At 61.9% G+C, this 12,519-nt stretch carries 10 protein-coding genes; 9 read left to right on the top strand and 1 reads right to left on the bottom strand.

The genetic code is table 11. From position 1 onward, the window contains the following. Positions 1 to 123: 123 nt before the first annotated feature. From gap to JFT44_RS09645, 7 genes are all read left to right on the top strand, one after another. On the top strand, positions 124 to 1,125 hold the full coding sequence (gene gap, locus JFT44_RS09675) for a type I glyceraldehyde-3-phosphate dehydrogenase (protein WP_029295415.1): 1,002 nt from the start codon (positions 124 to 126) through the stop codon (positions 1,123 to 1,125). 186 nt (positions 1,126 to 1,311) lie between these two features. Then, positions 1,312 to 1,830: an RNA polymerase sigma factor gene (locus tag JFT44_RS09670; RefSeq protein WP_057439388.1), complete on the top strand. Its 519-nt coding sequence runs from the start codon at positions 1,312 to 1,314 to the stop codon at positions 1,828 to 1,830. Positions 1,831 to 1,912: 82 nt separating this feature from the next. After that, positions 1,913 to 2,881 (top strand): FecR domain-containing protein, encoded by a 969-nt coding sequence (locus tag JFT44_RS09665; protein WP_057958658.1) that lies wholly within the window; start codon positions 1,913 to 1,915, stop codon positions 2,879 to 2,881. Between the two features lie 115 nt (positions 2,882 to 2,996). Further along, positions 2,997 to 5,564 (top strand): TonB-dependent receptor, encoded by a 2,568-nt coding sequence (locus JFT44_RS09660; RefSeq protein ID WP_198830596.1) that lies wholly within the window; start codon positions 2,997 to 2,999, stop codon positions 5,562 to 5,564. A 128-nt stretch (positions 5,565 to 5,692) separates the two neighbouring features. Further along, on the top strand, positions 5,693 to 6,301 hold the full coding sequence (locus JFT44_RS09655; protein ID WP_198830595.1) for a biliverdin-producing heme oxygenase: 609 nt from the start codon (positions 5,693 to 5,695) through the stop codon (positions 6,299 to 6,301). 161 nt (positions 6,302 to 6,462) lie between these two features. After that, entirely contained in the window at positions 6,463 to 6,867 is a 405-nt protein-coding gene (locus JFT44_RS09650) for a YbaN family protein (RefSeq protein WP_057439386.1), read from the top strand. Positions 6,868 to 6,993: 126 nt separating this feature from the next. Continuing rightward, complete coding sequence (locus tag JFT44_RS09645; protein ID WP_115128849.1) at positions 6,994 to 9,132, top strand: methyl-accepting chemotaxis protein; 2,139 nt, start codon at positions 6,994 to 6,996, stop codon at positions 9,130 to 9,132. Between the two features lie 147 nt (positions 9,133 to 9,279). Here JFT44_RS09645 and JFT44_RS09640 read toward each other — a convergent pair whose 3' ends face one another. Then, entirely contained in the window at positions 9,280 to 9,843 is a 564-nt protein-coding gene (locus tag JFT44_RS09640; RefSeq protein WP_057958653.1) for a nitroreductase family protein, read from the bottom strand. Positions 9,844 to 9,990: 147 nt separating this feature from the next. Here JFT44_RS09640 and JFT44_RS09635 point away from each other — a divergent pair, with 147 nt between their 5' ends. Further along, complete coding sequence (locus tag JFT44_RS09635; RefSeq protein WP_057958652.1) at positions 9,991 to 11,421, top strand: di-heme oxidoredictase family protein; 1,431 nt, start codon at positions 9,991 to 9,993, stop codon at positions 11,419 to 11,421. Positions 11,422 to 11,452: 31 nt separating this feature from the next. Beyond that, positions 11,453 to 12,517 (top strand): imelysin family protein, encoded by a 1,065-nt coding sequence (locus tag JFT44_RS09630; protein ID WP_057439384.1) that lies wholly within the window; start codon positions 11,453 to 11,455, stop codon positions 12,515 to 12,517. Positions 12,518 to 12,519: the final 2 nt, after the last annotated feature.

Raw genomic sequence — 12,519 nt, 5'->3', positions numbered from 1 at the left:
ACCAGTTGATTCAGGTCACTCGTTGTAGATTGAACAAAATATTGCCACTAAAAAGGCTTGTTTTCTATTTTTATGCGAATAATCTTGTAATTCTTACAACAAATCGACGACAGGCGCTTTCAAATGACTCTTCGGATTGCAATCAATGGTTTTGGCCGTATTGGCCGCAACGTCCTGCGTGCACTTTATACCCAAGGTTACCGCCAGGATTTGCAGATCGTCGCCATCAATGATCTGGGCGACAGTTCGATCAATGCCCACCTGCTCAAATACGACACCGTCCATGGCACTTTCGATGCAGAGGTTGCTCACGATCAGGAAAGCCTGACCGTCAATGGCGACCGGATCGCCGTGAGTGCCATTCGCAACCCCGCCGACCTGCCGTGGGCTGCGCACAAGATCGACGTGGTGTTCGAATGCACCGGTCTGTTCACCGACCGTGACAAGGCTGCTGCCCATATTAGCGCCGGCGCGCGCAAGGTCATCATCTCGGCCCCGGCCAAGGGCGCGGATGCCACCGTGGTCTACGGGGTCAACCATGACATCTTGCGTCAATCCCACCAGATCATCTCCAACGCCTCCTGCACCACCAACTGCCTGGCGCCGGTGGCCCAGGTGCTGCACCGCGAATTGGGTATCGAAAGCGGCCTGATGACCACCATCCACGCTTACACCAACGACCAGAACCTGACCGACGTCTACCACACCGACCCGTACCGCGCCCGCTCGGCCACGCAGAACATGATCCCGAGCAAGACCGGTGCAGCCGAAGCGGTGGGCCTGGTCCTGCCGGAACTGGCGGGTAAGCTGACGGGCATGGCGGTGCGCGTGCCGGTGATCAACGTGTCGCTGGTGGACCTGACCGTGCAACTGAAAAAAGAAGCCACGGCCGATGAGGTCAACGCGCTGCTCAAAGAAGCCAGCCAACACTCGAAAATCCTCGGCTACAACACCCTGCCGCTGGTTTCCAGTGACTTCAACCATAACCCGCTGTCGTCGATCTTCGACGCCAACCACACCAAGTCCAGTGGCAAGCTGCTCAAGGTACTGGCGTGGTACGACAACGAATGGGGCTTCTCCAACCGTATGCTGGATAACTGCCTGGCGCTGTGTAACGCCGAATAACCCCCCCTGTGGGAGCGGGCTTGCTCGCGAATGCGGTGGGTCAGTAATGAATGTATTGACTGACCCACCGCATTCGCGAGCAAGCCCGCTCCCACATTTGTCTTGCGTGGGTTCAGAGAAATAGCCACTTGCCATTTGCGTTGATGATAAGCATTATCATTAACTGCCAATTGGTCCGGTATCACTGTGAGCCTATCTCGCTTCAATCAAGTCTTCCTCACCCAACGGGTGGTGCTACTGCGCACCTTGCAGCGGATGGTGAATAACCACAGCACCGCCGAGGACCTGTTGCAGGAAACCTACCTGCGCGTCACCCGGGCGCTCAGCGAGCGACCGATTGATCACCTCGAACCTTTCGTGTTCCAGACCGCACGCAACCTGGCCCTCGACCATCTGCGCGCGCGTCGGATCCAGTCCCGCACCTTGCAGGAAGATGTCCCATTGGATGTCCTGCAAAGCGTCGCCTCCCCGGTCACGACGCCCGAAGATGCCGCCCACGCCGAGCAATTGCTGGAGCACCTGAGTGTCAGCCTCGGACAGTTGAGCGCCCGCCAGCAGCAGATTTTTATCCTCAGCCGCCTGCACGGCTGCAGCTATCAGGAGATTGCCGACCAGTTGCAGGTGTCCTTGAGCACCGTGCAAAAGGAACTGAAATTGATCATGGCCATCTGCATAGGTGTGGCCGAACGACTCGATCACCCTTAAGCTTTGTCGGGACAAGCCGACAGAAATGTCGCAAAAATACGCAAGACACTGAATAAAACGTGGCGAAGACCCGAGGAACACCGTGACGGACCCGAACAAACTGCGCCCCCATGAGCTGGCTCATGAGGTGTTGCAACATGCGGCCATGGACCAAGCCCTCGACTGGCTGATCGCTTTGCAATGCCCGCAGCCAGGCCAGCAGGCCGAGTTCCAGGCCTGGCTCACCGCCGACCCGAGTCACGCCCAAGCCTTTGCCAAAGCCCAGGCCGCCTGGGGCGGTGCGCCGGTACACAGCGCCGCCGTGGCCCTCAATGCACCGCGCAAGCCCAGCGCCTGGCGGCGCATCAAGCCGCACTGGAAGCCCTTGGCCACGGCGGCGGTGTTGCTGCTCGGGCTGTTCAGCTTCAGCAACCTGCCGGTGCGCCTGCAGGCCGACCATTTGACCGTGGTCGGCGAGCGCCAGCGCCTGCAGCTGGATGACGGCTCCAAGGTGCTGCTCAATACCAATTCGGCGTTTTCCAGCACCATCGACGAACATCAGCGCATCGCCCGCCTGTACCAGGGCGAGGCGTTTTTCGAAGTCGCGGCCAACCGTGGCCTGCCCCTGCAAATCGACGCCGGCCCAGTGCGCGCCAGTGTCAGCGATACGGCATTCGCTGTGCGTTATCTCAACGGTGAGGCCCAGGTTCAGGTGCAACGCGGAGACGTTGACCTGAGTACCCCCTTCGGCAACAACCGGGTGCGCCTGAGTGCCGGCGAAAGCATCCGCGTCGGCCCCGAGGGCTTCGGCCAACCCTCCAAACTCGATGCGACCAAGGAGCTGGCGTGGGTCCAGGGCCGACTGGTCTTTGAAAACTGCCCGATGAGTGAAGTGCTGGCAGAGCTGCGGCGCTATTACCCGGGCTGGATCGTCAACACCAACGAGCAACTGGCCAGCGTCGCGGTGACCGGTAATTACCGCCTGGACCAGCCCCTGGACGTGGTGCGCTCCCTGGCGCATATCACCTCGGCCAGGCTCTCGGAGTTCCCCGCGCTAGTCATTCTCAATTGAGAATAATTATTTTTACTCGATAACCTCTGCTGGTACGTCTCGTCTTAGCCAATGCAACTGATTCCTATTTGATTCAGGCTCGCAACTATAAGACTCGTACCTCGGAGCGCTCTCGATGTCCTCTCGTTTCAACCGCCGGTCCTCTTCGCCCACGCTTTGCCTGCTGGCCGCCGCGATCCTGTTGGCAGGCAGCCCGGTCCTGACGGCCGCTGCCGCCGAACCCGCTGCGCGCAGCCACGCCAATTACACCTTCAGCATCGAGCAGCAATCCCTGGTGTCGGCGCTCAACGCCTTTACCGCCGTCACCGGCTGGCAGATCGGCCTGCCCGCCGAACTGGGCCAAGGGGTTTCATCCCCCGGTGCACGGGGCTCACTGACACCGGAAAAGGCCCTGGATCGGCTGTTGGTGGGGACCAACCTGAACTACCGCAAACTGGGTAACAACAACATCGTCCTGGAAAAGCGCACGGCGGGCAGTGCTATCACCCTGCAGCAAATGACCATCAGCGCCACCCGTCAGGAACAAGCGGTAGACAGCGTGCCCAGCACCGTCACCGTGCATGAGCGCGAGGAGCTGGACCGCCAGAACGTCAACACCATCCGCGAACTGGTGCGCTACGAACCGGGCGTCTCGGTCGGTGGCGCGGGCACCCGCTCCGGTAACTCCGGCTACAACATTCGCGGGATCGACGGCGACCGCATCCTCACCCAGGTCGACGGTGTAGAGGTGCCGGACAACTTCTTCAACGGCCCGTACGCCAAGACCCGACGCAACTATGTCGACCCAGAAATCGTCAAGCGCGTGGAAATCATCCGTGGCCCGGCCTCGGCCCTGTACGGCAGCAGCGCCATCGGCGGCGCCGTCAGCTACTTCACCCTCGATCCGGATGACATCATCAAGCCCGGCCAGGATGTGGGCGCGCGCCTGAAGACCGGCTACAGCTCGGCGGACGAAAGCTGGCTGACCTCCGGCACCGTCGCCGGCCGGGTGCAGGACTTCGACGGTTTGCTGCACCTGAGCCAGCGCAACGGCCACGAGATGGAGTCTCATAACGGCAACAACGCCACCGGCCTGGCCCGCACCGGCGCCAACCCGGAAGACGTGCGCACTACCAACGTGCTGGCCAAGCTGGGCTGGAACTACGGCGAAGACAACCGCCTGGGCCTGACCTACGAGAAGTACAAGGACGACCGCGACATCAACCAGAAAAGTGCGGTGGGCGGGATCTTCCTCGAGGGCCAGGGCACGAACATGTACCGTGACCGCCGCGGTAACGACACCATCACCCGCGAACGCTTTGGCCTGGAGAACAAGTTTTCACTCGACTCGCCGATTGCCGATCACATCAAGACCAGCCTCAACTACCAGATCGCCAAGACCGACCAGGCCACCAGCGAAATCTATCAGGCCGGCCGCCGCGTGCTGCGTACCCGCGACACCCTCTACGAAGAAAAGCAGTGGGTGTTCGACGCGCAGTTGGACAAGGCCTTCGTCATCGGCGATACCGATCACCTGCTGACCTACGGCACCACGATCAAGCAGCAGAAAGTCACCGGTTCGCGCGAAGGTGCGGCGACCTGCCTGGCTGTAGGCGCGGGCTGCACTGCCATCGGCGCACCGAGCCCAACCCCTGCCGACAGCGTGAAAAAAGCCAGCGATTTCCCCGATCCGACCATCAACAGCTACGCGCTGTTTGCCCAGGATCAGATCAGCTGGAATGACTGGACCTTCCTGCCCAGCCTGCGCTACGACTACATCCAGCTCAAACCCAAACTGACCGAAGCGTTCCTCAATACCACCGACCCGGACCGCAAGTACCCCCACGACGACTCGAACAAAACCTGGCATCGCTTCTCGCCAAAACTGGGCGTGACCTACGCACTGACCGAGCAGTACACCTGGTTTGGCCAGTACGCCGAAGGTTTCCGCACGCCATCAGCCAAAGCGCTGTATGGCCGTTTTGAAAACCTGGAAGAAAACTATGTCGTCGAGCCCAACTCGAACCTCAAGCCGGAAACCAGCAAAAGCTACGAAACCGGAATCCGTGGCAACTTCGACTCAGGCAATTTCGACGTCGCGGTGTTCTATAACAAGTACCGTGACTTCATTGACGAGGACAACGCCGCGCTGAGCCCAACCGGTACCATCTTCCAGCCCGGCAACATCAAGCGCGCCACCATCAAGGGCATGGAGGTCAAAGGGCGTTTGAACCTGGACGCCTTCGGCGCACCGCAAGGCCTGTACAGCAAAGGCGCGATTGCCTACGCCCATGGCCGCAACGACGAAACCGGCCAGCCGCTGAACAGCGTCAACCCGCTCAAGGGTGTATTCGGCCTGGGCTACGACCAGGACACCTACGGTGCGCTGGTCAGTTGGACCCTGGTCAAGAAACAGAACCGGGTGGACAGCGCCACGTTCTTTACCCCGACCGGCATCAAGGCCAACGGCCCGTTCAAGACCCCGGGCTTTGGCATCGTCGACCTGACCGGCTTCTACAAAGTCACCGACGAGCTGACCGTCAACGGCGGCCTGTACAACCTGACCGACAAGAAATACTGGAACTGGGATGACGTACGCAGCTACGACGGCGTGGGCGAAGCCGGCGTGACCTCGCCGGCCAGCCTGGACCGCCTGACCCAGCCAGGGCGTAACTTTGCGATCAACCTGATCTGGGATATCTGACCCACGCAACCCCGCCTCGCCGGTTTTATCGCCGGCCGGGGTGAGGATTTTTTACTGTGACGCGTCTTCTTGTTCGTCTAGTAATAACAGCCTGGCAACAAGGCGCTTTTCCTTCTCAAGGACATCCAATGACCGCTTCCACCACCACAGAACGCGCAAGCCTGCGCTCCCAGCGCCTGAACCAGATCACCCACGAGCCACACACCAAGCTCGACGCCCTGGTCAAGGCTCACGCCCCGTTTGAAACCCAGGCCAACTTCGCCCGTTTCGTGGTCGCGCAGTACCTGTTCCAGTCGGAACTGGTGGCGCTGTACAACGATCCCGAGCTGATCAAGCTGGTGCCCGACCTGGCCGAGCGCTGCCGCGCCGACGCCGCCAAGCTGGACCTGGCCGACCTGGAAACCGAAGTGCCTGCCCCCGTGGCCGGTGCCGTGCAGAACCCGAGCAAGGCCGAGGCCCTGGGCTGGCTGTTCGTCTCCGAAGGCTCCAAGCTGGGCGCGGCATTCCTGATCAAACGTGCCGTTGGCCTGGGCCTGAGCGAAACCTTCGGGGCCCGCCACCTTGGCGAGCCGGCCGGTGGCCGTGCCGAAGGTTGGAAGCGCTTCACCCGCACCCTCGATAGCCTGGAACTGAGCACCGAAGAAGAAGCGGCGGCGGAAAAAGGTGCAGTGGATGCCTTTGTACGCTTCACCGTGTTGCTGGAACAGGCGTACGCTAGCGCCCCAGAACTGGCCTGACCCGCTGCTGGCATGCAATGAATGTGGGAGCTGGCTTGCCTGCGATAGCATCGCCTCGGTCTAACTGATACACCGAAGCGTCTGCATCGCAGGCAAGCCAGCCCCCACATGTTGATCGCGCTCCATTTGCAGATTTTTCGAAACCCAGACAAATCGTACCTATGACAGCCCCCGCCCCCTCCTCCTCCAAGCTCGCCCGAATCCTGTTCGGCCTGCTGGCCTATGTCAGCCTGGGGATCGGCTTGATCGCGATTGTCATACCGGGCCTGCCCACCACCGAATTCATCCTGCTGGCCGCCTGGGCTGCCACCAAGAGCTCGCCGCGCCTGAGCGCGTGGCTGGAAAACCACCGGCTGTTCGGGCCGATCCTGTTCAACTGGCGCAACGGCAAGATCATCGCGCGCCGGGCCAAGGTCAGCGCCACCGTGAGCATGCTGCTGTGTGCCGGCCTGATGCTGGTGATGCTCGATCACGGGTGGCCGATCTACCTGGCGATCGCCGGCATGAGCCTGGGCAACCTGTGGATCTGGTCACGCCCCGAACGCCTGGCGCGAACCCCCGCCTGAGCGCCCTACCGCTCATCGCCTGTTCCTCATGAATTACCCGTCGGTGCCGATGTTCCGGGCATAGCGCCGAATGGACTTGGCCGTTGCCCTGCTTGCACACCAACAAGTCCAATCGCGAGTAAGCCCATGTTCGACACCCTCTCCATCCGCTTGAAAATCGTGCTGCTCTCCGGCCTCTGCCTGTTGGGGGTGATTGCGCTGATCGTCAGCCTGAACATCTACCAGACCAACCAGAACGACCAGTTGGTCAGCGCCTCAAGTTCGCAGATGCTCACCACCAGCGTGGAAAACCTGCTCCAGGCCAAGGCCGCCGAGCAGGCGGTGCAAGTACAGAAAGCCTTCGGCGAGAGCCTGTTGGTGGTCACCGCCCTCGCCGATCAGGTCAAGGACTTGCGCAACATGGCCGCCAAGCGTTCGCTGGAAGCAGGGGCCGTGCGCGAGGAGCTCAATCAGCAGATCAAGACCGCCTTCGAGCGCAACACCAAGGTGCTGGGGATCTGGTTGTCGTTTGAACCCAACGGCCTGGATGGCAAGGACAGCGAATTTATCGACGACAAGCTGCGCGCCTCCAACGAAGCCGGGCGTTTTTCCAGCTATTGGAGCCGGGCCGGCGGTGAAGGCCTGAACACGATCATGGTGGAAGCGGACCTGACCAAGACCACCCTCAATCTCAGCGGCACGCCCTACAACATCTGGTACACCTGCCCACGGGATACCCGCAGCGTTTGCCTGCTGGACCCGTACGCCGACGAAGTGGCCGGCAAGTCGATGCTGATGACCACCATCTCCCTGCCGCTGCTGGCCGACGGCAAGGTGATTGGGGTGATCGGCATCGACATTGCCTTGGACGCCCTGCAAGCGGCGGCCAATACTGCGCAAAAAGAGCTGTTCGACGGCGCCGGAATCATGGAAATCCTCTCCAGCAGTGGCCTGATCGCCGGCTACAGTGGCGAGCCGGACAAGGTCGGCAAGAGCATCGTCGATATGCTTGGCGGCGAAGGCAAAGAGATCGTGCAACTGCTGGCCAGTGAAACGCGCAAGGTCCGCGAGCAGGACGACACGATCCGCGCGGTATATCCGCTCAAGCCGATTGCCGGTGCCAAGCCCTGGGGCGTGTTGATCAAGCTGCCCAAGGACGTGCTGCTGGCCGATTCGGTCAAGTTGCAAGGCGTGCTCGACGACGCCCAAGCCCGCGGCACACTCCAGGCGTTGCTGGTGGGCGCCGTGGCTGGCCTGCTGGGCCTGCTGCTGATATGGCTGACCGCGACGGGGGTGACTCGCCCGATCAACAGCGTGGCGGCGATGCTCAAGGATATTGCCAGCGGCGACGGCGACCTGACCCAGCGCCTGACTTACACGAAAAAAGACGAACTGGGGGAGCTGGTCAGTTGGTTCAATCGCTTCCTCGACAAGCTGCAGCCGACCATCGCCCAGATCAAGCAGAGCATCACTGAAGCCCGTGGCACCGCGGATCAGTCCTCGGAAATCGCGCGCCAGACCAGCGAAGGCATGCAGGTGCAATTTCGCGAGATCGACCAGGTGGCCACCGCCTCCAACGAGATGAGCGCCACCGCCCATGAGGTGGCCAACAGCGCCTCAAATGCGGCCAGTGCAGCACGCGGCGCCGATCAATCGGCCCGTGAAGGCATGGCGATTATCGAGCGCAGTACCCGCGATATCACCACCCTCGCCGAAGAAGTCAGCAAGGCGGTGACCGAGGTCGAAGCCCTGGCGGTCAACAGTGAGCAGATCGGCTCGGTGCTGGAGGTGATCCGCAGCATTGCCGAGCAGACCAACCTGCTGGCGCTCAACGCGGCGATTGAAGCGGCACGCGCCGGGGAAAGCGGACGGGGTTTTGCGGTAGTGGCAGACGAAGTGCGCAACCTGGCGCGACGCACCCAGGACTCAGTGGAAGAAATCCGCCTGGTCATAGAACGTATCCAGAGCGCTACCCGTGGGGTAGTGACCACCATGCATTCGAGCCAGAGCCAGGCGCAGAACAACGCCGGGCAGATCCAGCAGGCGGTCCAGGCCCTGGGCAAGATCAGCGATGCGGTGACGGTGATCAGCGACATGAACCTGCAAATCGCCAGCGCTGCCGAAGAACAGAGCGCCGTGGCCGAAGAGGTCAACCGCAACGTTTCGGCGATCCGTACCGTGACCGAGACCTTGACCGGTCAGGCCACTGAATCGGCGGCGATCAGCAGCCAGTTGAATGCATTGGCCAACCAGCAGATGAAACTGATGGATCAGTTCCGGGTGTAGACCCAGGTCCGGAAAACGATGAAATACCCCATGTGGGAGCGGGCTTGCTCGCGATAGCGGTGGACCCGTCAATAAATCCGGCGACTGACACTGCGCTATCGCGGGCAAGCCCGCTCCCACATACAGCACCAGCAGATTTGCAGTGAGTCAAACACCGGTCCAGGCGCTGACAAACGCCGTGATGTCTTCTTTCGCCGCCGTCCGCGGCGGGTTTTGCGCAGTGCCCAAATAAAGGAAGCCAATCACTTCCTCACCCGCACTCAGCCCCAACCCCTTGGCCACATGCGCCGAATACGACAAATCCCCGGTCCGCCACACCGCACCAATGCCCTGGGCATACGCCGCCAGCAAAATACCGTGGGCCGCACAGGCCGCCGCCAGCAATTGCTCGGACTTGGGCACCTTGAAGTGCTCCTGCAGACGGGCAATCACCACCACCACCAACGGCGCACGCAACGGGCCATTCTGCGCCTTGTCGATCACCGCTTGCGGGGCCTCGGGGTCTTGCAGGCGGGCCGCTTCGGCCAGCAGGGTGCCCATTTGCTCGCGGGCTGCGCCTTCCACGGTGAGGAAGCGCCACGGCCGCAGTTGGCCGTGGTCCGGCGCACGCATGGCTGCCGCGAACAGCACTTCGCGCTGCTCGGCAGTAGGGGCCGGTTCCAGCAGGCGCGGTACGGAAACACGGTTGAGCAAAGCGTCGAGAGCCTGCATTGGCCACCTCCAAAAAAAATGTGCGGTCATTCTAGCGGGAATGCATCAGATTGGAGCAAACGATAATTGCTCTTATTCAATCCGCCCCGCCCTGTTAGACTTTGCCCCTGAATTTCATCCACCCTCGCCCGTCTTCCAGGATTCTTGATGCCCCGTTTGCTTCTTCGCCTGTCTGCACTCTTGATGGCCGTGAGTCTGAGTGCCTGCGATGACGCCCCGCCGCCGACGTTTACCCAGGCCGAGCCCGGTGAAGCCCGTTCGGGGGGCAGCACCACGGTGCGCAAGACCGACCAGAATGCCTTTTCGCTGCCGTCGGCCAACCTGGCACCAACCCGCCGCCTGGACTTCAGCGTCGGCAACAGTTTTTTCCGCAATCCATGGGTGATCGCCCCGGCCACCACCACCGCCCGCGACGGGCTGGGGCCGCTGTTCAACACCAATGCTTGCCAGAACTGCCATATCAAGGACGGGCGCGGCCATCCGCCCGCGCCTGAGGCCAACAATGCGGTGTCGATGCTGGTACGCCTGTCGATCCCGGATTCGCCGCCCTATGCCAAGGTCATCGAACAGTTGGGGATCGTGCCCGAGCCGGTGTATGGCGGGCAGTTGCAGGACATGGCCGTGCCCGGTGTCGTCCCGGAAGGCAAGGTGCGGGTCGACTACACACCGGTCAACGTCACGTTCAATGACGGTACGGTGGTGGAGTTGCGCAAGCCGAGCCTGCAGATCACCCAGCTCGGCTACGGGCCGATGCACCCGGATACGCGGTTTTCCGCCCGTGTAGCACCGCCGATGATCGGCCTGGGCCTGCTCGAAGCCATCAGCGACGCGGACATCCTGCAAAACGCCAGCAAACGCCCGGACAAAAACGGCGTGCTCGGCCGCCCGAACTGGGTCTGGGACGATGCCCAGCAAAAAACCGTGCTCGGGCGCTTTGGCTGGAAAGCCGGGCAGCCGAACCTCAATCAACAAAATGTTCACGCGTTCTCTGGTGATATGGGCCTGACCACCAGCCTGCGGCCCATGGACGACTGCACCGACGCACAGGTTGCCTGTAAGCAGGCGCCCAACGGCAACGGCGAAAATGGCGAGCAGGAAGTCAGCGATAACATCCTGCGCCTGGTGCTGTTCTACACCCGGAACCTGGCCGTGCCCGCCCGACGCGACGTCAACGCGCAACAAGTGCTGGACGGCAAGAACCTGTTCTTCCAGGCCGGTTGCCAGGCATGCCACACACCGAAGTTCACCACCGCCAGCAATGCCGCCGAACCGGAGCTGGCCAACCAGGTCATCCGACCGTACAGCGATTTGCTGCTGCACGACATGGGCGAGGGCCTGGCCGATAACCGCAGCGAGTTCAAGGCCGGTGGCCGCGACTGGCGCACGCCGCCGTTGTGGGGCATTGGCCTGACGCAAAACGTCAGTGGCCACACCCAGTTCCTGCATGACGGCCGTGCCCGCAACCTGCTCGAAGCCGTGCTGTGGCACGGCGGTGAGGCCCAGGCGGCGCAGCAACAGGTGTTGTCTTTTAATGCGCAGCAGCGAGCAGCATTGCTCGCGTTCCTGAATTCTCTATAAGCTTTGCCCCAATTATTGAAGGGAGCTCGACATGTTCCGTCCCAAGTTATTGTTCACCAGCCTGGCCGCCCTGGCCCTTGGCGCCTGCTCGCCGCAGGATCCGCAAGCGGTCACCTCGGCAGCCATCGCCAAGCAAGTGATCCTGCCGACCTACAGCCGCTGGGTCGAAGCTGACCGGCAGTTGGCCGTCAGCGCCCTGGCTTACTGCCAAGGCAAGGAATCCCTGGAGACCGCCCGCGCCGACTTCCTCCACGCGCAAAAAGCCTGGGCCGAGTTGCAACCGCTGCTGATCGGCCCGCTGGCTGAAGGCAATCGCGCCTGGCAGGTGCAGTTCTGGCCCGACAAGAAAAACCTCGTCGGCCGCCAGGTCGAGCAACTGGCCACCGCCCAGCCACAGATCGACGCCGCCGCCCTGGCCAAGTCCAGCGTGGTAGTGCAAGGCCTGTCGGCCTACGAATACATCCTGTATGACGCCAAGACCGACATCGCCAACGACGCCCAGAAAGCCCGCTACTGCCCGCTGCTGATGGCCATCGGCGAGCGCCAGAAGCAATTGGCCGAAGAGATTCTGGCCAGTTGGAACAGCACCGACGGCATGCTCGCGCAGATGACCAAGTTTCCTAACCAGCGCTACGCCGATTCCCACGAAGCCATCGCCGAACTGCTGCGCGTGCAGGTCACGGCCCTGGATACCCTGAAGAAAAAGCTCGGCACACCGATGGGTCGCCTGTCCAAGGGCATCCCGCAGCCATTCCAGGCCGATGCGTGGCGCAGCCAGTCGTCCCTGCAAGGCTTGCGAGCCAGCCTCGCGGCGGCCCAGACCGTGTGGGTCGGGGTCGACAACAAAGGCCTGCGCGGCCTGCTGCCTGCCGACCAGAAACCTCTGGCCGAAAAGATCGACGCCGCCTACGCCGCCGCCCTGAAGCTGTTCGACAGCAACCAGCGTTCGCTCAATGAACTGCTGGCCGACGACGCCGGGCGCGAGCAACTCAACGCTATCTACGACAGCCTCAACGTGGTCCACCGCCTGCATGAAGGCGAACTGGCCAAGGCGCTGGGCATCCAACTGGGCTTCAATGCCAACGACGGTGACTGATG

The sequence above is a fragment of the Pseudomonas sp. MF5691 genome, from assembly GCF_016405645.1.
GTDB classification, from domain to species: Bacteria; Pseudomonadota; Gammaproteobacteria; order Pseudomonadales; family Pseudomonadaceae; genus Aquipseudomonas; species Aquipseudomonas shahriarae.
The sequence above is the reverse complement of the archived record's forward strand: the minus strand, read 5'-3'. Positions and strand labels throughout refer to the sequence as shown.

Coding starts and splice junctions, on each gene's coding strand:
- gap (WP_029295415.1), top strand. CDS start 124: ATGACTCTTCGGATTGCAATCAATGGTTTTGGCCGTATTGGCCGCAAC.
- JFT44_RS09660 (WP_198830596.1), top strand. CDS start 2,997: ATGTCCTCTCGTTTCAACCGCCGGTCCTCTTCGCCCACGCTTTGCCTG.
- JFT44_RS09655 (WP_198830595.1), top strand. CDS start 5,693: ATGACCGCTTCCACCACCACAGAACGCGCAAGCCTGCGCTCCCAGCGC.
- JFT44_RS09650 (WP_057439386.1), top strand. CDS start 6,463: ATGACAGCCCCCGCCCCCTCCTCCTCCAAGCTCGCCCGAATCCTGTTC.
- JFT44_RS09645 (WP_115128849.1), top strand. CDS start 6,994: ATGTTCGACACCCTCTCCATCCGCTTGAAAATCGTGCTGCTCTCCGGC.
- JFT44_RS09640 (WP_057958653.1), bottom strand. CDS start 9,843: ATGCAGGCTCTCGACGCTTTGCTCAACCGTGTTTCCGTACCGCGCCTG.
- JFT44_RS09635 (WP_057958652.1), top strand. CDS start 9,991: ATGCCCCGTTTGCTTCTTCGCCTGTCTGCACTCTTGATGGCCGTGAGT.
- JFT44_RS09630 (WP_057439384.1), top strand. CDS start 11,453: ATGTTCCGTCCCAAGTTATTGTTCACCAGCCTGGCCGCCCTGGCCCTT.